The sequence below is a fragment of the Natronomonas salsuginis genome, from assembly GCF_005239135.1.
GTDB classification, from domain to species: domain Archaea; phylum Halobacteriota; class Halobacteria; order Halobacteriales; family Haloarculaceae; genus Natronomonas; species Natronomonas salsuginis.
Genome location: NZ_QKNX01000001.1, coordinates 477613 through 500482, shown reverse-complemented (window position 1 = coordinate 500482; position 22870 = coordinate 477613). Strand labels below are relative to the sequence as shown.

Genomic DNA, 22870 nt, shown 5'->3' with positions numbered 1-22870 from the left:
CATGCGCGGACAGGCGCATACGCTCGAGGCGTTCACCGCCGCGGTGTTGATCATCGGCGGACTGCTCTTCGCCACGCAGGCGACGGCCGTGACGCCGCTCTCGGCGAGCACGTCCAATCAGCACATCGAGAACCAACAGCAGGCGTCCATCGAAGGATTGCTTTCCGCGACGGCGGCCAACGGGACCCTCTCGGAGGCGGTGTTGTATTGGGACGCCCAAAACGAGACGTTCGCCGGGACGCCAGATCGCGGCACCTACGCAGAGGGGCCGCCGAACGCGTTCGGTGAGGCGCTGAACGATCTGCTCTTGGATCGCCGGATCGCGTTCAACGTCAACGTTCGATATCCGGCGCCGAACGCCGAAGATGAAACCGATGTCGAGGAGATGGTTCGGATGGGCGAACCGAGCGCGAACGCGGTGGCTGCGACCCGATCGGTCGGCCTCTACGACGGCTCGAACCTGTCGGCACCGGACGACGATCGGTCGCTCGAAGCCGTCCAGTCCGACCCCGACGCCGAGTTCTACGCCCCCGAAACGGACACTACGAGCCGGCTATACACCGTCGTGGAAGTGGAGGTGGTCGCGTGGCGAAAGTGAACGGCGCACGACGCGAGCGCGGACAGATGATCCTCGTCGCGGGGATCGTGCTCGCGCTTCTCTTCGTCGCGCTTGCGCTGCTCGTCAACGCCGCGATATACACCGACAATCTCGCGACCCGCGGCGGTGATTCCGCCGCGGAACCACTCGAATATCGGGCCAGCGTCGTCGATTCGGTCGGTGGGTTGATCGACGCCGAAAACGCCGCACAGACGGATCTCGGAATCATCACCTCGAACGTCACGAACGGGACCGAGGCGATCGACGACACCCTCCGTCAGTATCACCTCAGACGGGGCGCAACGACGAACGCGTCGGTCGTTCCGGGAAGCGTCAACGACGGACTCCTGATCCAGGAGACTGAGACCCCCGGATTCACCAGTTGGAGCGCAAACGCGAGTTCGGTCAGAAGTTTCGCGATCGAACTTGACACGACGGAGATGGCTGCCGGTTCCCCGTTCGTGATCGATATGAACGGAACCACCATCGACGTGGCGGTAAGCGGAGACGGCAATATAACCGTAACCGGCGGGACCGAGAACGTCGGATGTGAGGTCCCACCCGATGCCAACGGCATGGTTCGACTCGACGTGACGCGCGAGCGACTCGGTGGCGAGCCCTGCAAGTTCGGTTGGCCGACGCTCGATAGCGACAGCGAGGTCGGATTGACGAACGCGGCGAACGGCGCTGGCTCCTACGAACTGACGATCGATTCGGCCGATTCGACTGGGGAGTTCCCGGTCGGAATGGACGTGAAAGAGGCGCTCTACAGCGTCGAGGTCGCTCTACGAATGGACACGGCGAAACTGCGGTACGAAACGACGGTGCGAATCGCACCGGGTGAACCCGATGTATGACGACGAGCGGGCCGTCTCGATAACCGTCGGCTACGTGTTGAACCTCTCCGTGGCCGCGCTGTTGATCTCCGGGCTGCTCGTCGCCGGTGGCGGGCTCATCGAGGGACAAACCCAGCAGGTGACTCGGGACGAACTGGCGGTGACGGGCCAAATGCTCGCCGAGGAGCTCTCCAACGCGGATCGCCTCGCCCGTGCGGGCAAATCGACGCCGTCGACGCTTTCGATTCGCGTCGATCTCCCACCGCGAACGGCGTCGGGGGGCTACGCCATCGAGATCGAACACACCGGTCCCGAGGGAACGATCGAGCTTCGGACCACGAGCCCGGCGGTCTCGGTGAAGATCCCGTTTCGAAGCGAGACGGGCGTCAACGAGGTGACTGTCGACGGCGGGCCCGTCCGGATCGAGTACGCGGGCGGATCAATGGAGGTGACCTCGACGTGAGCGCGCGTCCCGGCGGCCTCGAAATCGATCACCGCGGCGTCAGCGACGTCGTCAGCTACGTCCTCGTCTTCTCGCTCATCACCGCCTCGGTCGGCGTCGTCACGGTCGTCGGCTTCGGGGCGATCGACGACCGACAGGCCGCAGAGCGGGTCAACAACGTCGAACGGGCCTTCGACGTGTTCGCCGCCAACATGGAGAACGTCTACCGGGACGGCGCACCGAGCCGGGCGACGGAGATGCGGTTGGCCGGCGGCTCGCTCGGCCTCGGCGATCCGGTCGTCATCACGATCGAGGCCTCGAACGGCGACAACGTCACCGTCTCGTCGAATCCGCTCGTCTACCGCGACGGCGACACCGAAATCGTCTACAGTTCTGGAGCGTTGCTCCGATCGGAGGGGGATTCGTCGGTGATGCTTCGGGATCCGCCGTTCCGGACGGACACAACCACAGCCTCGTTTCCGATCGTCGATACGTACGTGTCCTCGGGAGCGACGACCGTCTCTTCGGACGGGCCCATCCGCGTCTCGAGTGCGGCCCGAGGTGTCAACACGACCGTCCCCTCGTCGTTCGGAAGTTCGGGAGCGTACAACGTTACGGTCGAATCCTCGCGTAGCGATGCCTGGGAACGGTACTTCGATGCTCAGCCGAACACGAACGTCCGCGTCCACGACTCCGACCGCGTCGTCGCCGAGGTCACCACGGCCGGGATCGTCGCGCCGCGATTTCCGGTTCGACTGCGTTTCTCGCAGTGAGGTGAGACACGTCGGTCGGCGGTCAGTCGAACTCGATCTCGACGGTATTCTCGGTAACGTGGAGGTAGGTGAGCGGACGGTCGCCGCCGCCGATCTGGTATTCTTCGAGTTCCGGGTCTGGTTGGAAATCGAACTTGTTGATGCTCCCCTTGATGTCCATATCTTCGGCGACGAGCGCCCCCGTGTACGAGATGGCCGGCGCACCGTTGAACCGCATGTCCGACTTCGGCGCGTAGATGATGCCGGTGTAATCGGAATCCCCGTCGAATCTGACAGATCCGTCGGAGTGAACGAGCGTAACGAGTTGTGTCGCGCTCCCCCCGTCGTTCACCATCGAATCGACCGTGAGTTCCCCTCGGACGTACAGCGTGACGTTGCCGCTCCCTGTGATCGTGATGTCGTTGAGCTCGACGTCCCCGTCGGTGACCACCGTGATGTCACCGTCGGTCGTGTTGAACGTCTTTCCATAGAGCGCGGTCGTCCCGGAGGCGTCGTACGCGCCTGAGCTGAGTTCGGACGCCGATACGTCGGCACATCCGTCTGTGGCGCACGATTCGAGCTCGGCTTCGACTTCGGGACTGATCGAGGGTGCGATCGTGCCTTCGGTCCATCCATCGGGGATCTTTTTGCCTCCTCCCGGTCCACCACCTCCCGTTGGATTGATCGTCTTGGCTATCACTGCATCCTCACCACTGATGGTGAACGGCACGGTTAGATCGACCACGAGCGTGTCGTCCGCTCCACACGATTCGGTGATCGAGCCCTCGGATCGCTCGGTGAAAAACGCCTCCCAGCCCGCACAGTAGCGGCTCTCGACCTCGACGAGAATCGTCCCGTTCTCCAGCGGATTCGACCGAGTTTCGCTACCTTGTATGGGATACCAATCGCTGGACTCATGGGTCGAACGCACCGTACCGCGCACGCTGCCGCTCGACCCGCCATCTCCGTCGACGGTCATGATCGGAAACGTGAGTGTCTCCAGTCGGTAGTGGTACTCCGGCGGCGAGAGCATCCAATTCGATTCGCCACGCCGTTGCCAGACGCCGCCGCCCTGATACGCGATTTCCGTGTCGCCGTCGCGGTAGACGACCGCTCCGAGCGCGGTACTATTGAGTTCCTCCCTAGATCCACCGTCCTTCTGGAGGTACAGCGTCACGCGCCCCCCGTCCGGTCGCACCTCCACGTCGCCTTCGGAGACTCGCCCCAGCGAGAACCGCTGGTTACCGGACTCGCCCAGCCCGACGAGGCTCGCCTTTGAACTGAAACTCGACATGGCGTTCTCCATCTGCGATCGCTCGGCGTCGGCGCGCGTCTCGTCGATCACCGTTCCACCGACCACCATCAGCGCGCTCACGGCGGCGATCGTCATCCCCAAGAGGAGAACGACACCGATGGTACTAGAGACGGCGCGATCGTTCATTCGGAACCGCTACGCCCGATCGTATTATCAATGTCGGCACCGGTTCACGGATCGAAATCGGCCGCCTCTCGGTTTGTCTTTATTTATAAGCCCGCGAGATTGAAGGGGATGGCCCCCACCTAGCGGTGTATGGAGCTCGACACTGACGAACTGTTGGCGTCGTTGACGCCGCGCGAGGAGAACCCGGCGATCAAGACCTACCAGAACACGGTTTCGGTCGCCTGCCCGGCGTGTGAGAAACCGTTCGACGATCTCGTCGTCTGCAAACAGAACCCGACGAGTCTGAATCTCTCGAAACAGCTCGATCTCTGCGTCGGCGTGGAAGACGAGCAGGCGTTCATCTTCACGCACAAACCCTGATCAGCCGTCCTTCTGCGGGTCGGATTTCGACGGCGTCGCCCACGGCCCGACTCCGAAGAGTCGGCCGACGGTCCATCCGGCCAACAGCGGCGTGACGACGACCAGCCCGATGACCCCAACGTATCGCACTGGTGGCTGCTGCAACGCCAGATACAGGAGGTACGCCGACCCCACGAACGGCCACGCAGCAGAGAGGATCGATCGAACGGATCCGAGCATACCCACCAGTGCCGGCGCGTCGCCCTGAACGTTCCGAAGCCGACCGGTGGGTCTGGCCCGTGATCGAACCGACGCTACTGGATCGGCAGCTCTTGGCCGCACTCCGGACACTCCTCGTCGACGATCCTCACAAAGGTGCAAGGAGGAAGCCCACGGCTTTAGCCGTGGGGGGAATCCGACAAGCCTTGAATCAAACCACGAACGATAGCAGGCCGACTCCCCATGATAGTCGAAGAACTTATAAAGAGACAGTAAAATATGTGAAACACAGATGGAGGACGTGATTCGCACCGTCAAAGTCAAACTCGATGTACCCACAGAGCGGTGCGACGACCTTCATCAGACGAAAAACCAGTTTCTCTACTGTGCCAATACGACGGCCGCGTGGGCATGGAGGCACCCGAACGACTACTGCATAACCTCGAAACAGAACGCCGAAAACGCCCTCTACGAGCGACTTCGCGATGAAACGGAGTTGACCGCAAATCTCGTCCAGAAAGGGATTCGACGCGCTATCGAAGCGACGAAAAGCGGTGTCGCCCGACTCAAAAAGGGAGATACCACCAGTCAACCCTACTTTAACGCGTGGAGCGTCGTCTACGACAAACGCTCTGCGACGTTCCACCGCGACCACGTATCTCTGTCCACGGTGAACGGTCGTGTTGAGTGCGACTACGTGCTTCCCGACGACCCTGAGGGAACGCCGATCGGTGAGTACCTGCTGAACGAAGACTACGAGTTCCGTATGTCCACGCTCCAGTACGACCGCTCCACGGAGTCGTTCTACCTCCACGCACGGATGCGCCGAACTGAAAGCGACGAGCAAGAGCAGTCGACGGCTTCTTTTGATGCCAAGCACAGAACAGTCCTTGGCGTTGACCTGAACGTGGACGGCTCGCTCGCCGTGACTTCGACAGGCGCGTTCATCGGAAACGCCGACGAGATGAACCATCGACGCCGAGAATTTGAGAAGACTCGCGGGTCGATGCACCAGACAGGAACGCGGTCGGCGCACCTGTCGATGCAGTCGATGAACGACCGCGAACACCGCTGGATGCAGGATGAACTCCACCGGGCGTCAAACCAGATTCTCGACGAAGCCCGTGCCCACGACTGTACGCACATCGCGTTCGAGAATCTGACCGACATCCGCAAGCGGATGGCAGGTGCGAAACGCTTCCATGCATGGGCATTCCGACGCTTGTACCAGTACGTCGAATACAAGGCCGAGATGTACGGCATTGCGGTCGAACAAGTGAGTCCGGCGTACACGAGTCAGCGGTGTTCGATGTGCGGGTTTACGCACGAATTGAATCGACGATCGAAACACCAGTTTGTATGTCAGAAGTGCGAGTACGAACTGAACGCGGATTATAACGCGAGCAAGAACATCGCTCGGAAACTGCTCAAACGACTCCACTCGGGGCAGACGTCTTCGAGTGGAGGCGCACCCTGTCAGTGTGCGCTGACGTCAGGGACGCTGAACCTGAACGGCGAGTTCCACGCCTCCGTCGATTCGACGGCAGAAGGGGAGTCCACTGACAAGCCCACGAGTTCACTCGTGGGTCACTGACCTGCGCATCACAGTCCGGACACATCGCCCGATAACAGGCCCTCTCGCCCGTGCGTCGAAATGTACCGGAACACACGAAAAACGATGGGCACCGTTCAGTAATTCGGCTGTGGCGGCCCTCGTCCACGCTTCGCGTCGAGAAATTCCTGCTCGGCCGTCGAGAGGTCACGCGATCGATACTCGTCGAGGCCCTCCTGATACGTCTCCGTCGAGCGGGTCGCCGGGACTCGGTCGGCCGGGCGTTCCAGCACGAGTTCGGCGATACCGGTCGTTTCGTCGGTAAAGGAAAATCCGGCCCGGTAAAGCGCCTCGTAGGCGAACGGATTGTTCACCGCGATTCGCACCCGGTCGTACCCCCGATCGTCCGCTCGGTCGACGGCGAACCGGCAGAGCCTCGCGCCGAGCCCCTCACCCCGTCGATCATCCCTGACGGTGACGAAGCGGAGCCACAGCGTCGTCGAATCGGTTCGGTCGGCGTTGAACGCGACGGCTGCCAGCACGTGGTCGTCGAACTCACTATTCGCTGTCCCCGATCGCTCAGGGTCGCGGATGATCGCCTTTCCGGTGTTCGACATGACGAACTTCCCCGCGTAGCTGAACCGTCGATAGTCGAGTCGGAGCGTCGGCCCGTCGGACGGCCACCCGAGGAGGACGGGATCCATACCGATCGGTGGAGGGCAACGGTGTTATGTCCGGCGCTCGATACGCTCCCATGCGCTGGGACGTGCGAGCGTTCGATCTGTTCGCGCCGCTGTACGATCTGGTCATGCCGTCGGCCAACGAAGACGCCGTTAGAAAGGGCTTGTTCGTCGCCGACAGGGAGCTCTCGCGGGTCCTCGAAATCGGCGGCGGATCGGGTCGAGTCGCGAGCACGGTCGGCGCGACCGTCGTCGATCCCGCTGCGGGGATGTTGCGCCGCGCGCGCCGCCGGGAACTCGAAACGGTGCGAGCGAGCGCGACCGATCTCCCTCACCCGGACGATTCCGTGGACGCGATCCTCGTCGTCGACGCCTTCCATCACTTCCCCAAACAGTGGCGGTGTCTCGAAGAGATGGCCCGCGTGCTCGCTCCGGGCGGCATCCTCGTGGTTCGGGAGTTCGACCGCGACACGCGACTCGGCCGAGGGCTGGTCGCCGCGGAGAAGCTCGTCGGGTTCGATTCGACGTTTTACACGACCACGGAACTGGAAGCTGCGATCGAAGCGGTCGGCCTCGACGTCAGGCCGATCGACTACGGATTCGAGATGACGATCGCCGGGGTCAAACCGGTTACCGGAGCTTGAAGTACAGGAGCCGCCAGATAGACAGGGCGAGCGCCCCGCCGACGAGCATGATGACGGCGAACACCACTTCGACGCCGCGGTCGGGGAGCGCGAACTGCCGGATCAAGAGGCCGACGATCGCCGCGGGGAGCCACGACCGTATCGCGAGCGGGATCGAGGAGTTCGGCGCGGAGCCGCCGCCGGGCGAGTACGCCCCGACCAGCGGCGCACAGAGCAGCCACCCGACGATGAACGGTCCGGCCGCGAGGAGATAGATCGCCGGGTCGGCGCTCAACTGCTCGACGCTCGAATGCTGGAGCGTCCCGACGAGCAGGAAGGCCATCAGGGCGACGAGATCCCCGGCCGCAATCGGCCAGGTACTCGCGTCGAGACGCTGTTCGAAAAACGACTGATCTGCCATGCTACCTAGTCGTTCGACGGCGCCCTTTCAAATCCTTGCGGATTCGATCACGCGTTCGGCCCCGCACCGTCTGGAACAGCTCCCGACGGCGGGCGGAGGACGAGCGCCGCGAGCCCGGCCGCGAGGGCGAGCGCGCCGCCGAAGGCCACCGTCGGAACCCAGCCGAACGCGGCTACGAGGACCCCGACCACCGTGCCTGCGAAGACGCCCCCGCCGACTTTCGCGGTGTACAACACCGCGTAGTTGCCTGAGGAGTGTTCGGCCCCGTAGTAGTCGGCGACGACCGACGGGAAGTAGACGTACAGCGGCGACGAGAAGAACATCGAGCCGACGACCATCGCGACGAACGCGATCGGTGCGCCGGCCGTCCCGGCCCCGACCAACCCGAATCGAAAGATACCGGCGAGAACGAACGAGGCGGCCATCACGTGAATTCGGCCGAACCGGTCCGAGGCCTCGCCGAGTATCATCCGCGAGACGCCCGCGGCGAGCGGCAGGAGGGTTGCCGCGGCGGTCGCGACGACGGCGGCGAGCCCGAGGTGTTCGGCGAACCGGACGACGTTCGCGATGACGATGAGGTCCGCCGCGGCGGTCGCAACGAACATCGCGTACAGGAGCCAGAACTGCCACGTCCGAAGCATCTCGGCCGGTTCGTAGGCTCGTCCGCGGAGCGACACGGCGAGATCACGCATCGCCGTTCTGTTCGTTCGTCCGTCACCGTCGAGCCAGTCGTCCGGCGGATCGCGAAGTACGACGGCACCGACGAGTAACACGACGAGGATGGCGAGCCCGACGGTTCGGAGCACGTCGGGGTAGCCAGCGACGGTGGCGTTCGCCCGAACGTACGGGACGACGAGCGCGCTTCCGCCCGCGAACGCCATCGTCCCGAACCCAGTTGTGAGCCCCGTTCGATCAGGGAACCACTTGACCGCGGTGTTGACGGCGACCGTGTAGATGATCCCGACGCCGATCGCGCCGAGCGAGTAGAGGACGTACAGCTGCCAGACGGTCGTTGCGTACGCCAATCCGACGTATCCACCACCCGCCAGAACCGCCGCGAGGTAGGTGAGATGGCGGGGACCGCGTCGGTCGCGCCACCAGCCCGCCGGAAGCTGCGATAGCGACTGGAAAACGACGTAAAATGAGAAGACCGCCCCGAGTGCTGGCAGACCGATATCGAGCCGTGCGGCCAGCGGCCCCTCGATCGAGGACCAGACGTACTGATAGGGACTGACGGCGGCCATCATCGCCCCTGCGGCGACGATCTGCCACCACCGCGAAACGCCGAGAATCTCCTTTGCATGTTCGGCGTAGTCGACGCTCCGATTCTCCTCCATTGGTCTCGGCTTCTCGTCGGGGCATGGTTAAACTGGCTGTCTCCGTCGCCGATCCCGTCGCTTCTATAACTTATGAAGTACGTATTCAAATGTCACCCATAATAGTCATTTATGTGTCGAGTAAAGTATCAGCACGCGATAAAAAAATTTTTATGTGAAATTCTATCGTAGCTTCCGTTGGATCATGACTGATTACTACGACATCGTTTTGGCGCTCATTCCCGTATCGCTTGCCGGCCTGACCGCCCTGCTCGTGTCGCTCGGGATGTCGGTGTCAGTCTCCATCGCGCTGGCGTCGACCGTCACGCTCGGACTGATCGCTCACGCGATGTTCATCAACGGGCCGACCGTTACGCAGACCGGCTCCGAGGTCGGGGCCGATGCCTCGGCGGATTCGGCGAGACACGACGGGAACCCGCAGAGGAACCGCCTCTCCGTCGAGTAGCCGGAGCGACTATACCGAGCGCGGACGAAACGCAACCATGACCGACGTTTTGTTCCTCCAGAGCGACGAGCTTTCTGGCCTCGCGACGCCCGCGGAGTACGTCTCGGCAGTCAGGTCGGGGTACGAGAGCTACGGAAACGACGGGAGCGCCGAGCCTCGAACGAAACTCGCGTCCGAGGAGCCGCCGGGGATGTGTACCGGCTATCTCGCGATGCTCCCCGAACTCGGCGCGATGGGCGGATACACCTACGCCGCCGGCTTCGGCGACGAGGACGCCCACTTCGCGCTGCCGCTCTTCGACGCCGACACCGGGCGCATGCTCGCGCTGTTGGATGGCGCGTCGATGAACCCGTTCAAGACCGGCGCGACGGGCGCGCTCGCGGTCGACGTGTTGGCGCGCAACGACGCGACGACGTGTGCGGTCATCGGGTCCGGTGCGCAGGCGCGCGGCCAGCTCCGGGCGACCGCAACGGTCCGAGACTTCGAGGCGGTGCGCGTCTTTTCCCCGACAGCCACCAGTAGAACGGCGTTCGCCGAGGAGTTCGACGACCGGCTCGCCGCCGACGTGACGCCCGAATCGAGCGCCGCCGCGGCCGTCGAGGACGCCGACGTCGTCATCACGGCGACGACCGCGACCGACCCGGTCGTTCGAAACGCCGATCTCCCCGACGGCGTCCACGTCACCGCGATGGGCCAGTACGACCGCGGAAAGCGGGAACTCGACGCGGAGACGATCGCCCGCGCCACGTACGTCCCCGATCTCCGTGCCCGGGCGTTTCAGGATGCCGGGTCCTTTCTTGCGGCCCGCGACGCCGGGCTCGTCGACGACGACCACGTCCACGCCGAACTCGGAGAGATCGTCGCCGGACACAGGCCCGGACGGACCGCGGCCGACGAGGTCACGGTCTTCGACAGCGGCGGAACCGGCATCGAGACCGTTGCCGCCGCGTGGATGCTCTACGAGCGGGCGAAAGAACGGGGGATGGGCGAATCGATCGAGTTCGCGCCCGCCAGTGAAGCGCTGACCGGCGAGTGATCAGACGTACGGCGCGAGTCCGAACGCATCGACCAGCGCGATTCCGGCCGCCATCGCCCCGATGAGGTAGCCGGTGATTGCACCGCTATTCAACAGCGGTAATCCGGCGTGTGCGCGCCCCTTCATCACCATCCACAGCAACGCGATGAGCCCACAGAGCGTTCCGACCATTGCGCCGAGCGCGGGGACCGTGATCGCGATGCCCGGCACGTCCAACAGCGCCGCGTCGCCGGGGCGGAACACGGCAACGGATGCGACGAGAACCGTCGGGATGACCGCGTCGCCCAGCCCGATGAAGAATGCGTCGCGGGCGAACGGATCGTCCGGTTTGTCGGGGGCATCCGTTTCGTCCCCCTCGTCGCCATCAGCTAGGGCCTCCCTGTCTTCCCCGCTGTCGAGCGTCTCGGGCCCGGTTTCGGCGAGGAACGAATACGAGAGCGTCAGTGGGATCACGAGCACGACCGGGAGTCGAAGATCCATGACGCCGGAGGCGAGCGTGAGCATGTGCTCGGTCCCGTAGACTGAGATCGCGTCGTAGACCGCCAACACGACGAGCAACACGAGCGCGGGCAGGGGGCCGAAACTGATGCCGAAGAGGCCGGCCGCGCCTGCGCCCATGATGATTCCCGCGGTGTCGATCACGTACCACTCTGGGTACACGAGGAGTCCAACGCCCAGCGCGAGCGCCGCGACGACGGCGGGGACGTTGATACCGGCCACGAAGACGATCGGCGGGACGACGATAGTGAAGACGTAGAAGGCGAGAAACACCGACGCGAAGACGATGAGTCCCTGGAGGAGCCGATCGACGCCGAACTTCATCGCCGCGAGCATCACGGCCGTGGCGACGAGAATCGCGCCGATGTACAGCAGGCTGTTCGTCGGATCGGAGGGGTCCTCGACGGTCTGGTAGCCGGCGTCGATGAACGGCTTGACCAGCGCGAGCGAGCCGAGTTGGATGAGGGCGAAGAGCCCCACGGTGGCGACGACGGCAACGGCGGCCCGGTTCATACGATACCGTTCTTCGGTGGTCGTTTGGAGGTTGCGGTTCGGAGATGACGGAGGGGCGACGACGGATCTGGATCTATCTTTGTTCAAGGAGAGAATCCCGTCGTTCACGACGAGCGTGAATCGGACAACGCCGACACAAACCTTGTTCAGCAGCAATACGGATAGGTACGTGGAATCGTTAGGTACCATGACGTACACCGAGGCGGTCAGACCGCCCACTCAAATGCACAATATCGGGACCCAGCCTATCGCCCCTCAAGTATTGTACCCACGGCTCGTTCCATGACTTTCGACTACGGAACCACGTCGAAATCCAGTGACGACCGAAATGAGGAGCCATAGACCGAAACTCGTGATCCTGGTCATACTCGTACTCTGGACGCCAGTTATTGTTCCAGAGGACCTGTACGATCCCTCATCGTTGCACGTCTAGTGGATATTGGTCAACCCCGCCAACTCACGCGGCAGTTTCGGAAGGTTGCGAGTCGAGATCAGAGGAACGTTCTTCGAGCGCTTCCTGTAGACGTGTGAGGAACCAGACCGCGGCTGGATTGTGCAGCGGTTCGTTGTCATCGCCACAGTTTTCCTCCATCGAGCAGGCGGGGCATCCAGTCACTTCACCGCAGTTACAGCCATCAATGAGCTCCTTTGTCGTCTCTGAGAGGAGTTGGAGGCGGTCGTAGATAGAATGGGAGAATCCCACCCCACCCGGAACACCATCGTAGATGAACAGTCCAAGTGCAGACATGGTCTCTGGGTGATTAATGCTGCTGAGCCCGCCGAGGTCGCGCTTGTCCATCATCATTGTGAGCGGAGCAGCACCTATCATTGCGTGTTCTGCAGCGTGCAGGCCACCGAGTACGATATCGGTTTCAACGGTGGTCGGCATCTGACGAACGCCTTCTTCGTGAGCGTCAAGCGCGAAGGGACTGTCTTCTGTTCCGAGTTCTTTGATGCTCTCCGGTTCGGCGAATTCGCGAAGCATCTCGCGACCGACCTCCGCAGTTGGCTCGGCCCACATGATGTGCGTCTGCATCGCAAGCGGAGGGTTCCCTGTCTGATATCGTCCTAGACGGGCGTTGTCTTTGATACGGCGCTCTTCGTAGGTGCTGAGATGGGTGACGACTTCAGCATTCCCCCGGTGGATGATGAAATCACCAAGTTCGATGGATTCGACTGATTCGAGATCGTTTACCTGAACGTCGCGCTGTGTTCGTGTGTAGTAGGTGATGTTTTGTTGCTGAGAGAGAAGGACGTACGGTTTGACCGTATCCTCGTTTAGCTCCTCAACGACGTACTCAAGTCCGTTGTGGAGGACGACTGCGCCTTCGTGGAAGTCACGGTACGCCCGCGTTCGCTCGATGGGGTCGTGGTCGATGTCTCCGTCCTCGACGCGCACTTCGAACGCCTCGTCGCCACCTGTCGTGTAGAGGTCCACGTCTGACTCTGGACGGCCGTTCCGCGTGTACTGGACACCAGTGTCGAGCGTTCCAGTGAGTAGACCGGCAGTCTTCCACATCTCCGTAACTTGTTCAAGCCGTTCTTCGTCGCCGAAGTCATCGGCATCCCCCCATGTGAGCGGTGATTCGTTCGCTGCACAGAGGATGTGTTGGGCGTAGACCTTGTTGTTCTCGAGGTCGATGACGGCGTTCTCGACACTCTCCTCGAAGATGTACTCGGGGTTCCGGACGATGTACTGGTCAAGCCCCGTGTAGTCAGCGACAAGGATACTCATTGACCGGTCTGTGCCCCGTCCGGCTCGTCCGATACGTTGCCAAAAGCTCTGTCTGGTGCCAGGGTAGCCCGCGAGAACAGTTGCATCGAGCCCGCCGACGTCGATACCGAGTTCGAGCGCGGAGGTACTGATGACGGTATCAATAGTCCCGTCTCTAAGCCCTCGCTCGGTCTTTCGGCGTGTTTTCTGCCCATGCCCCGCGTGATACGACTGAACGGAAACCCCCGCCTTGCTGAGCGATTTGACACGCTTTAGCCCGACCTCTGTCATCGTTCGGGAGTCCGTGAATAGAAGTGTCTGTATCCCCTTGCTGGCGAGAATTGACGTGAGTTCGTTCGAGACGAAGCTCGTTGACGCACCGGTATCAGAGTCTTTGGGGTCTGGTCCGGCTTGCGGGTCGAACGGTGGGTTCCAGAAGATGATGTCACGCTCTCCCTGTTCGCTTCCATCGTTGTCGACAAGCTCTGCATCCTCACCGGTGAGCTGTCGGGCGTGGTCGATGGGATTTCCGGTGGTTGCAGTCGTCAGAACGTACTGTGGATCGCCGCCGTAGTTTCGGACGATGCGCTTGAGGCGGCGAAGGATCCACGCGACGTGCATCCCGTGGATACCGCCGTACTGGTGGCTCTCGTCGATGACTATGAGGTCGAGATTTTGGTAGATGCGTGCCCACTTCTGGTGATGGGAGAGATAGTGGTTGATACCGGCGAAGTTCGTGAGGACAACGTTGCAGTTCGCGCGAATCTCTTTCTTCCGCTCGGTGCTCGTGTCTCCGTCGTAGACCCCGATGTCGATATCCAGTCCGAGCGTGTTGTTGAGCAGGTCGCTGATGTTGTCGAACTGATTGCGCGTGAGTGCACGCATCGGGTAGACAAACAGGCCGGTCACGACCGGATTATCGACATACCGGCGTGCGATGTCGAGCGCGTAAATGAGGGTCTTTCCGGACGCTGTTGCCGTGGAGACAGTAACGTTCTCGCCCTCACTCAGTACATTAAGCCCGTTTGCTTGATGGGCGTAGGGGTCGAACGAGAGCTTATTGGCCAACTCCGGGGGAAGGACCTCGTCGACAGGTACTCGTTCAGCGGGCTTCTCTGGCTCCGTTCGGCTGAACGCGATGTCATCTGTGTAGTTGAAGCGTGATTCGTAGATTCGCCGGAGTTCGGTGGAGTCGATGCTGGCCATTAGTAATCGAACAAGGTACCCTGCTGTGTGTTTTCATCGGTAGGGCGGTCGGTATTCTGTTCTGAGAGCACGCGCCCCGAGTTGAGCAAGGCTTGGTACACGTGATGGAGTGCCAGCACGTCTTCACGGCAGTACGTGGTGTGGCGGTCCCAGTCGAGTTCGGTCTCCCCACAGGGGTTCTGCATCCACCGCTGGTAGGCGTGTGCTGTGGTCGCCCCATCCAGTCCCGTGTGTTCACGCTCGTAGCCCACCGCATCAGCGACAGCCTCGATGCCGTTCCCTCTGCTTGGAAATGCAGCGTGTCCTTCGCGGACGACCCAGTCGTACGGGTCAACTTTGTAGGTGCTTTCCCACGTCTGGCTGTACTCCGGGGCGCACTGGTGGAAGAACTCCGTTAGATGCGGGAAGTCGAATTTCCACCCGTTGTACGCGACGACTGCCCGGCCATCGAGGTTGTTTCGGAGCCATGCTCCGAACTCACGGAGAATCTCTCCCTTCTGTGTTGAGTCCTTTTGCAGGAACGCATAGGTCTCGTCTGCGCGGGGGTCGTACAGACCAATCTGCCAGATGATACTTGGGTTGAGCCCGTCGGTCTCGATGTCGATGTGGACGACATCCTGTGGAAGCGACTCGTCGTCGGTGAATCGAACTACCTCGCGTTCAACGAGCGCGGTGGATTGCTTGGTGAACTGCTCGGCGCGATGGTCGCTGACGCCCTTGATGCTGAGCAGGTCAACCATCTCGGCTCGGTAGATATCCTCAACGGTTTTGTAGCCTGCTTGCTTGAACCGGGCCGCATAGGTCTCACCCATGCCGGTGAGAGCACGAATCCCAAGTTTACCTTCAGCGAGTGATTTGACCGTAACAACCCCGTCGGAGCCGAGGTAGAAGCAGGGGATTTTGACGTTCCCTTGTTTGACGACGCCAAGCCCGCGGAGGTCAATGCCGTCATGGTCCACCCAGTAGTCAGAGGCGAGTTGCCCCGAGAAGACGGTAAGTGGCGTATCGTGGCCACCGTAAGGGTCAAGTCCATCGACGGAGGCCGTGAGGGCTATCATGTCCATCTCGACGCTGACAGCCTCTGTGAGGACGTAGGTGTGGCTTCCGTCCCCGGGAAGGTATGATTCGACCTGTTGCGTGGACAGCTCATTCGGAGCGATGAGGACCGTTCCAGCGTCGGTTGTAACGGTTCTGGGGTCGGATTCAGCAATAGCGTGGAGCCCGACACCGTCGGGAATGACCCGTTCAAGTTCATAGCGAACCTGTTCGACGGTGAACGCGGGTGCGTTGCCGCGGATGAGGACGACACCGTCCGGGTCGAAATAGTCGATGAGGTCTTCTATCTCGTGAGAGTCGAGTCTGTTGACCCGAGAGGCTTCGAGGACGACGACTGCGTATGACTCATGTCCACTCATTCGTTTGGATGCAATTCCACGTACAGGAACTGCCTACTAGGTGAAATGACTGGTAGGCAATAATAGATTGCATCGTTGTCTCCCAGACTACAGATGAGTGCAGAATTGTTAGCTGACGACTCTATTCGCTACTTATCAACGTGAAATCAGTGAACGCTGCTTACCGGCTGCCGGACCGTGTAGTCGCTTCATTACTGTGTTAGAGAGTAGATACACGGACGCTTAGGTGTCCGTTCATGAGTGGATCCGAAGAACTGAAAACACAAGTAGAGGAGACGAACAGACGGGTGTTCAGCAACGGCGAGTTCGAGTGCATCGACGACGTCTACGCCGAGGACATGGTGATGCACAACGTCGCCCACGGCGAGGAGTACGAGGGGCGAGAAGCGTTCAAGGGGTGGGTCGAGGGGCTCCGCGAATCCTTCCCCGACTTCGAGGTCGAACTGTTAGAGACCATCGTCGAAGGCGATACGGTCGTGACCAGATACCGCGCCCGAGGTACACACGAGGGGCCGCTCCCCCCATTCAACCTCGAACCGACCAACGAGAAAGTCGAGTTCGAGGGAGTCTCGATCCACAAGATGGACGGCACGAGGGCGACGGAGGCGTGGTGGTGCTACGATCAACTCACTACTCTCAGCCAGCTCGGACTCGTCCCCGAGACGCCCCGATGTGAAGGGTAGTGTAACCGTTCGCCACGGTCCGCCGCTCCGCTCGGAGCGGTCGATCGAGATCGTCGAAGTGAGCGTCGGTGAGCTGCTCGATCACTCTCGTCTTCGCGCGCCGGTCTCGAAAAGTGGAGTGTGCGATCGTTCGCGAGTTCGGGGGCGAGCACCGAGTCGAACGATCGGTAGCGACAGCTATTTTTGCGTGACTCCGGTACGGTAGGGTGCGCGCGGGTTGCCGAGCCAGGCCAAAGGCGCAGCGCTTAGGACGCTGTCCTGTAGAGGTCCGCCGGTTCAAATCCGGTCCCGCGCACTCAACCCTTACGCAGTCTCGTGGTTTTGCTTGTGCATACAATCATGACAGCCAAGCGAAACGGACGCTGTGACATTCAAATCGAGCCCGGTCGAACGATAAAGTTAGTCCCTGAGCCGAACGCCGAGTACCTCAACGATCAGCAACTGGTAGACTATTCGGACCACCGAGATCGATTCATCCAGTGGATGAGAACTCGCGGAAAAACTCCTGAAAAGGGAGTGGGCTACAGCGATTACACTACGTACGAAACCGCGTACCGCACTGCTCGGTTCGACCGGTGGGTATGGGCCCGCCATGACCGATACTCAATCCCACCCGAACCCGCGCGGGCGACAGAGTACATCGAAGAAGACGTCATTTATCGAGACGTGAGCAACGCTACGAAAGGCAAGACCGAGGAAGCACTCGCTCGGTACTACCGGTATCTCGAAGACAACCACCCCAATTGTGAGTGGGAGCACGACCAACGGTTTTCGTCGAGTGGCGACGACGCCCCACGCGACTACCTTACTCGGCGCGAACGCAGGCTGATTCGTGAGGCTGCGCTCGCAACGGAGAGTTGGCGCGAAGCGACAATCATCCTTACAAGTCTAGACGCCGCGCTCCGTCCCGTGGAGGTCTCTCGTGCCCGGCCAGGATGGGTTGATATCGATAATCGGTTGCTACGTATCCCCCGGGAAGAGTCGAGTAAGAACACAGATAACTGGCGCACAAGCTTGACAAGCCGCACTACTGACGCATTGACCCAATGGCTGGAAGAGCGGGCCGAGAATCCAGCTTACGACGACAGCGACCGATTATGGCTTACGAGGGAAGGAACACCGTATTCGTCCCGATCACTCGCCCGGCTCCTCCGGCGATTATGCGCTGATGCGGGTATCGACACGGGCGGTCGCACAATGACCTGGTATAGTATCAGGCATAGTACAGGTACTTTTCTCGCAGCGGAACGAGACCTCAAAGCGGCTAAGGACCAACTCCGGCATCAAACTCCTGTCACTACAATGAAATATGATCAGGTTCCCGCAAGTCAGAGACGCGACGCGCTCGATAAAATGTGATGAAGCTGAAAGCACCGAGTCTGAAAATGACTGCCAACAGCCGCAAAAATAACCCGGGCGACGGGTCAGCCTCATGAACGAACTATCGGACAGAGTGTAAGAGGACTCTTACACTACCCTGGATAACATCCGAACCACCGAATATATTCTAAGTCGCTTAGAACTCTTAACACTGCTTAGGAAGTGAGAAAGCGGGATCTCGACAGCTTGTTTCTTGACGCATTTTACACTCATCGAAGGGTATGCTATTCTCGGATCTCTCCTCCTTCTTCTTCAAGGGCGGTTGAGATGTAGCGGGCACACGCCTTTGTGAGATTCAGAGCAAATTCACTATCTCGCCGGAGTGCGGGGGTGATGGCGGTTTTCTCCTCAGCATGAGCCAGACCGCCAGCGAAGCCTTTCTCGAACTTTCCCATTATATCGTCCAGATCGTCGTACTTGCGTTTGTGGAGTACGTCGCTGGTTTCCTCGATGGTACGAAGCGCCTCAATCGCTCGACGACACTCGACAACAGTTGATGGGTAGTCGCCTGTATCATGCTTCTGCTGTGCCCGTTCGATTTTCCCATGGGCCGTAACTAACCGGTCTCGGATGCGAGGATTCTCGACACCGAGGTTTAGCTCGACATCCCGTTTATTGTGATAGTCAAATGCGTCGAGTATCCGGGTCCACTCACCATCGATTAGTCCCTCAGTCAACTCGAATCGGCCTTCCTCCCGGTTGTCGTTCCGGTCCCCAACAATCCAGAGGTTCAACTCCAGTTCGATGTCGCCGCCTTCGCGGTATTCCTCGATGGTATCGAGTTCTTGGCGCGAGAACTCGATGAAGAGTTTGAACGTCGACCCTCGGCGCTCGAATTCAGAGGTCTGAGCGAGTGGAACCGTTGGAATCGAGCCTTCAATATGCTTGTTGTTCTTTGGGAACCGAAACGTCACCTCTGGCGAAATTTGCTCAACCAGTATGTCATTGTTGTTGGATGGACCAGCTGATATCTCGACATCCAACCGAGGTCTTGTAGTTCCATGCGCTGGCGAGACGTCTTTGACATTGAGGTCCAGACGATTCGGAAGATCGCTCATACTCCTTCCCTTTCATTGGAGGGTAAATAGAAGGTTGGTATCTTCTAGCTTGTGCGAGATTCGTGCGCTCGAACCTGCACGCATTGATCTCGGTGACACCGTCTAAGAGGAGATCAGTGATTGAGATGATCAGGGAACACGCCAAACAGCCATCTCAAAGCGGTCGAATGTCCTGCAGGGCGTCGAGGGTCCAGGAATCGATTCAAGCTCAAAGGCATCGCGGATACATGGTAGTTCGATGGGTTCGTCAACGTGGTCGCAGTGCGTTGTCGTCTACTTCACGTTCAGCCAGAGCAGAATCACGTTTTAGCGGAGAATGAAGCGCTCCCGAGAATGGCGTGTCGAGAACCGTGGCGCGGTACAGCGAGCCAACACGGCACCATGTTCAACGAATCGGAGGAGGCGTGGCTTCGGGAGGGAATCCATCTCTCCTCCGCTACTGACTGGTTGTGTTTTCAGCAAGGGTTCAGCAGGGCCGATCTTTCAGGAGATGGGTTATGACGCCCCGACGTTCATAGATGGGGTGAACAGTTGAAATGGGGAAAGCGGTATCGGTGGAGTGGCTCAACTGATCTCCAGACAGAGTATCAATAACCCAAATAAACCGGCCAACTTACGATATTTACTGATGGGAACAGGGTGACCAGACTATTCTACGGGTACAGAGTCATGTCAGTTTCAGTCGTGAATAGGTGTGAGAGAATTATTTCACCAGGTTTATCCTGTGTGTTAAAGGATAGTATTTGGATTATGCAATCCTGAACCAATCCTCCCATTTCCGGAGCGTAACCGTCGTAAAACAGGGTTTTTGTCATTCATCTTATGGTGGCAGATGCGGGCATGTAAACGGCGGTATTTTCCCTGTTACACTGTTCAGTTGGTTTGTTTATATAATAGTGCCGATGATATAGATGGCGAAATTACACACGATTCATTGAAGATTTACATTGAGGCTACGTGTTGCGATCACGCATCATTCATCGAGAATATACAATAAGCGAAATTTCGTAGCGTCATGCGATTCTTACTATTCCATCGGAGATATACAACATGGACTTTCTCCCAAACCTATCTGAATACTTAGTAATAGAAAACACGGTTAATAACTGAGCCGAACTGGCACTAATTAGACCCTCCACCACAGCTCGCCTGAAATCTCACGTCCTTTGATTCTAGATTATCCATCGCACAATTACATTAAACAATAACCCGGCCTCATCTTGCGGTTCCGCCTAACTCGATGTGTTATTCTATAGATTAATAACACGTGAATTCTGCAACCACTTTCGCCCTAGTTCCCGCGAAAGCCTCGAACACGAGAAATCCCCAAATCTACCCCGTCCACGCACTGCGATTTCTACCGGATCATGGTAGAATTCTATAGAAAATAAGCACAATAACGAGCGCAGAGATCTCATGACGATTTACCCGCATAGCTTCTAAGAGCTTTAGAAGCAGTGCGAAGCAATTTCCCACCGTAGCTTGGAACTCGCACAGCTCTATACCCCCTCAAAATTTCCAAAGAGGGTAGGTCTAATAGATGGCTGAGAGGGATTTACCCCCGTAGCCTATATCGCAGGTGCCGATGGGGCAACCACTTTCAAACGCCATGTGGCCAGGCTTGACTACAGAATACTTATCAATTTTAGTATATTACTGTGACAACTGTACACGAGGGGACCGGTACGGATTATTTCCTTGTGGAGTTCGGAGGGAACCCCGAGGGTCGTGTGGTACAGTAAAGCTTGGTCGTCGAGCCAGAAACGAGCGGTAATCGTAACTGCCCCCAATTTTTTCTGTGTGATGGGTGTGAGAATAATACCCTTCGCCATAGGTGCGTGCAGAGGAGTACATAGCGGAGAGGACCGACCCCACGACATGAACGCCGGTGAGCAAAGAGGAGGGATTGGAGAAACTCGCTCTTCCGGTGCTTAGAGTACTATCACGAACCGATCGCTTCGTCGGAAAGTACTGCACGGAAGGTAACTGTGGTAGCCTCAGTGCATAGGATACTGACGCTACCACAGGGACCGGGCGTGCGGACTGTGCCGGACGTAGCTTGTCCGCGACAGTTCCCTACCGTTCCTTGTGCAGCATAGGTAGCGTTCGAGCCTATCAACACTCACGTACCTCCGTCAGTTACAGCGCCTTATGCCACTACTCCAACACACGTTCGTGAGCCGCGAGCACTGCGTTCGGTGACTCACGTACCTGATCCACCTATTGTTCAATATTCACGTGAGTTACGAACTCTACCGAACGCACCGCATGTCCAGTAGCCACCTGACTGGAAACAGGGAGTCGTGCCGCTCGTCGATGTTAGCACGGTGTTCTGACATGCTTGTTGCAGCAAATCAATCCTGCGCAAGTCACGAGCGACCGTGACCAGTGATCGGGTGATGCCGAATGAGATCCCTCACCACGCGCGCAGTCGCTCAGCTCATATACTGATAGACTGCCGTCGGGATACGGGTCGCTTACCGACTACGCATGCGTGACGGGGGTTCGCGCTTTCATTCCATCAGGACAGCTCACTGCTGACCGTACCGCATTCCGGATGCCCCCCCTCGCTCATCAGGAGGAGGAGGCCATGGTCGAACTGTTCCGTCCTCCAACAGCGTGGAGACCGCCACACTGTTGCCGCTGCCGCGCCGACGGCGGTTCGAGAGGGCTACAGGATCCCCTCAATCCTCCATGAGACTACACGACGACCGGTAACCTCCCTCGTGACGTTCGTTTCTCTTGACGGTGATTAAGGTTGATTCGCTGCCACTTCGGGACCGGTTCTATCGGACGCACTCTCCAAGGGCGGGACAGGGGGTTTTCCGTGCGTCGAAACTGGTGACAACGAGGTCGTGACGGTCAGAAAAACCGGCGTTAAAGACGATGAGAACCGTTTCTTCGACCATGACTTCGGGCACAGACGAGCGGAGGTGGATGATGTGGTCTTCACCACGAGATCGAGTGAGAGCATGGGCTTTGACCGACGATGCGCCGCGGTCAGCGACCGGGATCGCTCTCTCAACGAATGTCCGCGTGGACCGGACAAGACAAATTCTCGCCAACCTCGTCGCTGAAGGTGTAGTCACTCGTGCCGAACGCCACGGAGTCGTCCGGTTCGGTCCTGACCGTGAGCGTATGCAAAGCGAGGCTGAGGAGGTACTTGCTGACGCTGACGGTGACGAAGAGAAGCTCCGCGATCGCCGCGACACATTGGTACAACGTCTCCACGATACCAATGACCCGGTCGTGGAACGGTTGGCCGTGTACTGGTTGCGGGTCCTTGACATCGCTCTCAGGAACGCCGAATCCGGGAAATGGGCTTGACAATTGTCGAGGCTCAACTATTCACCGGGCCGAAGGTTCCGAATGCAGCGGAGGTCATGAAGTGATCCTTGGATATTCATAGGTTGGGTGGTCTCTCGCCAAAGGCTTCCTTTTTTACAGGACCAGAATATCGGTGGAAGGAATCTGTTACACGCTCCTTCCATCCTCTGTCCATGACTGAGAAGTCCTCAAAACTTGGTTGCTGCTCGGACTGTGGTGAGCGTATCCCTTCCGCATGAGTCCTTATCGAGTACCAGAAAGATGACGGAGCAACAGACATGTGGGCCGAGTGTCCGAACTGTGAAGAGGTTGTGAGCCTGAAGTGATGGCGTGTCTTTGTGACGGGCTTGAACTA

At 59.4% G+C, this 22870-nt stretch carries 22 protein-coding genes and 1 tRNA gene; 14 read left to right on the top strand and 9 right to left on the bottom strand.

Translation table 11 applies throughout. The features are described 5' to 3' along the window. The first annotated feature begins 1 nt into the window (after window position 1). From DM868_RS02755 to DM868_RS02740, 4 genes are read left to right on the top strand one after another with little or no spacing between them, the layout of a single operon-like run. Complete coding sequence (locus DM868_RS02755) at window positions 2-598, top strand: DUF7288 family protein (protein ID WP_137275319.1); 597 nt, start codon at window positions 2-4, stop codon at window positions 596-598. Then, the gene (locus DM868_RS02750) at window positions 586-1455 is read left to right on the top strand and encodes a DUF7261 family protein (protein WP_137275318.1); all 870 of its coding nucleotides are present in this window, start codon (window positions 586-588) and stop codon (window positions 1453-1455) included. The genes DM868_RS02755 and DM868_RS02750 overlap by 13 nt, the downstream gene beginning before the upstream one ends. Further along, window positions 1448-1897 carry a DUF7266 family protein gene (locus DM868_RS02745; RefSeq protein ID WP_137275317.1) on the top strand — a complete coding sequence of 150 codons (450 nt, stop codon included), beginning with the start codon at window positions 1448-1450 and terminating at the stop codon, window positions 1895-1897. Before DM868_RS02750 ends, DM868_RS02745 begins: the two co-directional genes overlap by 8 nt. After that, on the top strand, window positions 1894-2649 hold the full coding sequence (locus tag DM868_RS02740) for a DUF7289 family protein (RefSeq protein WP_137275316.1): 756 nt from the start codon (window positions 1894-1896) through the stop codon (window positions 2647-2649). The genes DM868_RS02745 and DM868_RS02740 overlap by 4 nt, the downstream gene beginning before the upstream one ends. A 22-nt stretch (window positions 2650-2671) precedes the next feature. Here the strand turns inward: DM868_RS02740 and DM868_RS02735 are convergent, their stop codons facing one another. After that, window positions 2672-4069: a DUF7289 family protein gene (locus tag DM868_RS02735; RefSeq protein ID WP_137275315.1), complete on the bottom strand. Its 1398-nt coding sequence runs from the start codon at window positions 4067-4069 to the stop codon at window positions 2672-2674. 129 nt (window positions 4070-4198) lie between these two features. Here DM868_RS02735 and DM868_RS02730 point away from each other — a divergent pair, with 129 nt between their 5' ends. Then, a complete protein-coding gene (locus DM868_RS02730) occupies window positions 4199-4429 on the top strand; it encodes a DUF7385 family protein (protein ID WP_137275314.1) in 231 nt (76 codons plus the stop codon). Here the strand turns inward: DM868_RS02730 and DM868_RS02725 are convergent, their stop codons facing one another. Beyond that, window positions 4430-4648 carry a hypothetical protein gene (locus tag DM868_RS02725; RefSeq protein ID WP_137275313.1) on the bottom strand — a complete coding sequence of 73 codons (219 nt, stop codon included), beginning with the start codon at window positions 4646-4648 and terminating at the stop codon, window positions 4430-4432. Between the two features lie 271 nt (window positions 4649-4919). Here DM868_RS02725 and DM868_RS02720 point away from each other — a divergent pair, with 271 nt between their 5' ends. Further along, window positions 4920-6221 carry an RNA-guided endonuclease InsQ/TnpB family protein gene (locus tag DM868_RS02720; protein ID WP_137275312.1) on the top strand — a complete coding sequence of 434 codons (1302 nt, stop codon included), beginning with the start codon at window positions 4920-4922 and terminating at the stop codon, window positions 6219-6221. A 95-nt stretch (window positions 6222-6316) separates the two neighbouring features. On the opposite strand, the gene DM868_RS02715 is transcribed toward DM868_RS02720, so the two are convergent. After that, window positions 6317-6883, bottom strand: a complete 567-nt coding sequence (locus DM868_RS02715; RefSeq protein ID WP_137275311.1) for a GNAT family N-acetyltransferase — start codon at window positions 6881-6883, stop codon at window positions 6317-6319. Window positions 6884-6933: 50 nt separating this feature from the next. Here DM868_RS02715 and DM868_RS02710 point away from each other — a divergent pair, with 50 nt between their 5' ends. Then, entirely contained in the window at window positions 6934-7503 is a 570-nt protein-coding gene (locus DM868_RS02710; RefSeq protein WP_137275310.1) for a class I SAM-dependent methyltransferase, read from the top strand. Here the strand turns inward: DM868_RS02710 and DM868_RS02705 are convergent. Then, on the bottom strand, window positions 7490-7903 hold the full coding sequence (locus DM868_RS02705) for a DUF3054 domain-containing protein (RefSeq protein WP_137275309.1): 414 nt from the start codon (window positions 7901-7903) through the stop codon (window positions 7490-7492). The two genes, DM868_RS02710 and DM868_RS02705, sit on opposite strands and share 14 nt — an antisense overlap. A gap of 47 nt (window positions 7904-7950) precedes the next feature. Then, a complete protein-coding gene (locus DM868_RS02700) occupies window positions 7951-9240 on the bottom strand; it encodes an MFS transporter (protein ID WP_137275308.1) in 1290 nt (429 codons plus the stop codon). A 184-nt stretch (window positions 9241-9424) separates the two neighbouring features. On the opposite strand from DM868_RS02700, the gene DM868_RS02695 reads away from it, so the two are divergent. Together DM868_RS02695 and DM868_RS02690 are read left to right on the top strand one after the other, a co-directional pair. Next, entirely contained in the window at window positions 9425-9685 is a 261-nt protein-coding gene (locus tag DM868_RS02695) for a hypothetical protein (protein ID WP_137275307.1), read from the top strand. 37 nt (window positions 9686-9722) lie between these two features. Then, window positions 9723-10721 carry an ornithine cyclodeaminase family protein gene (locus tag DM868_RS02690; RefSeq protein WP_137275306.1) on the top strand — a complete coding sequence of 333 codons (999 nt, stop codon included), beginning with the start codon at window positions 9723-9725 and terminating at the stop codon, window positions 10719-10721. Here the strand turns inward: DM868_RS02690 and DM868_RS02685 are convergent, their stop codons facing one another. From DM868_RS02685 to DM868_RS02675, 3 genes are all read right to left on the bottom strand, one after another. Beyond that, on the bottom strand, window positions 10722-11732 hold the full coding sequence (locus tag DM868_RS02685) for a presenilin family intramembrane aspartyl protease PSH (RefSeq protein WP_137275305.1): 1011 nt from the start codon (window positions 11730-11732) through the stop codon (window positions 10722-10724). 457 nt (window positions 11733-12189) lie between these two features. After that, the gene (locus DM868_RS02680; protein WP_137275304.1) at window positions 12190-14652 is read right to left on the bottom strand and encodes a DEAD/DEAH box helicase; all 2463 of its coding nucleotides are present in this window, start codon (window positions 14650-14652) and stop codon (window positions 12190-12192) included. Next, window positions 14652-16067, bottom strand: coding sequence for a ribonuclease H-like domain-containing protein (locus DM868_RS02675; protein ID WP_137275303.1), 1416 nt, complete (start codon window positions 16065-16067; stop codon window positions 14652-14654). The genes DM868_RS02680 and DM868_RS02675 overlap by 1 nt, the downstream gene beginning before the upstream one ends. Before the next feature lie 236 nt (window positions 16068-16303). On the opposite strand from DM868_RS02675, the gene DM868_RS02670 reads away from it, so the two are divergent. The 3 genes from DM868_RS02670 to DM868_RS02660 all read left to right on the top strand — a co-directional run bounded on the left by DM868_RS02670 (window position 16304) and on the right by DM868_RS02660 (window position 18109). Beyond that, entirely contained in the window at window positions 16304-16750 is a 447-nt protein-coding gene (locus DM868_RS02670) for an ester cyclase (protein WP_137275302.1), read from the top strand. A 210-nt stretch (window positions 16751-16960) separates the two neighbouring features. Further along, window positions 16961-17045 (top strand) — tRNA-Leu (locus DM868_RS02665). A 44-nt stretch (window positions 17046-17089) separates the two neighbouring features. Then, window positions 17090-18109: a tyrosine-type recombinase/integrase gene (locus tag DM868_RS02660; protein WP_137275301.1), complete on the top strand. Its 1020-nt coding sequence runs from the start codon at window positions 17090-17092 to the stop codon at window positions 18107-18109. Between the two features lie 245 nt (window positions 18110-18354). On the opposite strand, the gene DM868_RS02655 is transcribed toward DM868_RS02660, so the two are convergent. After that, entirely contained in the window at window positions 18355-19188 is an 834-nt protein-coding gene (locus DM868_RS02655) for a hypothetical protein (RefSeq protein ID WP_137275300.1), read from the bottom strand. Window positions 19189-22074: 2886 nt separating this feature from the next. On the opposite strand from DM868_RS02655, the gene DM868_RS15880 reads away from it, so the two are divergent. Further along, the gene (locus DM868_RS15880) at window positions 22075-22515 is read left to right on the top strand and encodes a DUF7342 family protein (protein ID WP_449289562.1); all 441 of its coding nucleotides are present in this window, start codon (window positions 22075-22077) and stop codon (window positions 22513-22515) included. Between the two features lie 245 nt (window positions 22516-22760). Then, window positions 22761-22841 carry a DUF7837 family putative zinc-binding protein gene (locus tag DM868_RS15875; protein ID WP_449289565.1) on the top strand — a complete coding sequence of 27 codons (81 nt, stop codon included), beginning with the start codon at window positions 22761-22763 and terminating at the stop codon, window positions 22839-22841. Window positions 22842-22870: the final 29 nt, after the last annotated feature.

Bases quoted from the DNA above. Each gene is read 5' to 3' on its own strand.
- DM868_RS02755 (WP_137275319.1), top strand. From the start codon at position 2: ATGCGCGGACAGGCGCATACGCTCGAGGCGTTCACCGCCGCGGTGTTG.
- DM868_RS02745 (WP_137275317.1), top strand. From the start codon at position 1,448: ATGTATGACGACGAGCGGGCCGTCTCGATAACCGTCGGCTACGTGTTG.
- DM868_RS02735 (WP_137275315.1), bottom strand. From the start codon at position 4,069: ATGAACGATCGCGCCGTCTCTAGTACCATCGGTGTCGTTCTCCTCTTG.
- DM868_RS02730 (WP_137275314.1), top strand. From the start codon at position 4,199: ATGGAGCTCGACACTGACGAACTGTTGGCGTCGTTGACGCCGCGCGAG.
- DM868_RS02725 (WP_137275313.1), bottom strand. From the start codon at position 4,648: ATGCTCGGATCCGTTCGATCGATCCTCTCTGCTGCGTGGCCGTTCGTG.
- DM868_RS02720 (WP_137275312.1), top strand. From the start codon at position 4,920: ATGGAGGACGTGATTCGCACCGTCAAAGTCAAACTCGATGTACCCACA.
- DM868_RS02715 (WP_137275311.1), bottom strand. From the start codon at position 6,883: ATGGATCCCGTCCTCCTCGGGTGGCCGTCCGACGGGCCGACGCTCCGA.
- DM868_RS02710 (WP_137275310.1), top strand. From the start codon at position 6,934: ATGCGCTGGGACGTGCGAGCGTTCGATCTGTTCGCGCCGCTGTACGAT.
- DM868_RS02705 (WP_137275309.1), bottom strand. From the start codon at position 7,903: ATGGCAGATCAGTCGTTTTTCGAACAGCGTCTCGACGCGAGTACCTGG.
- DM868_RS02700 (WP_137275308.1), bottom strand. From the start codon at position 9,240: ATGGAGGAGAATCGGAGCGTCGACTACGCCGAACATGCAAAGGAGATT.
- DM868_RS02695 (WP_137275307.1), top strand. From the start codon at position 9,425: ATGACTGATTACTACGACATCGTTTTGGCGCTCATTCCCGTATCGCTT.
- DM868_RS02690 (WP_137275306.1), top strand. From the start codon at position 9,723: ATGACCGACGTTTTGTTCCTCCAGAGCGACGAGCTTTCTGGCCTCGCG.
- DM868_RS02685 (WP_137275305.1), bottom strand. From the start codon at position 11,732: ATGAACCGGGCCGCCGTTGCCGTCGTCGCCACCGTGGGGCTCTTCGCC.
- DM868_RS02680 (WP_137275304.1), bottom strand. From the start codon at position 14,652: ATGGCCAGCATCGACTCCACCGAACTCCGGCGAATCTACGAATCACGC.
- DM868_RS02675 (WP_137275303.1), bottom strand. From the start codon at position 16,067: ATGAGTGGACATGAGTCATACGCAGTCGTCGTCCTCGAAGCCTCTCGG.
- DM868_RS02670 (WP_137275302.1), top strand. From the start codon at position 16,304: ATGAGTGGATCCGAAGAACTGAAAACACAAGTAGAGGAGACGAACAGA.
- DM868_RS02660 (WP_137275301.1), top strand. From the start codon at position 17,090: ATGACAGCCAAGCGAAACGGACGCTGTGACATTCAAATCGAGCCCGGT.
- DM868_RS02655 (WP_137275300.1), bottom strand. From the start codon at position 19,188: ATGAGCGATCTTCCGAATCGTCTGGACCTCAATGTCAAAGACGTCTCG.
- DM868_RS15880 (WP_449289562.1), top strand. From the start codon at position 22,075: ATGAGAACCGTTTCTTCGACCATGACTTCGGGCACAGACGAGCGGAGG.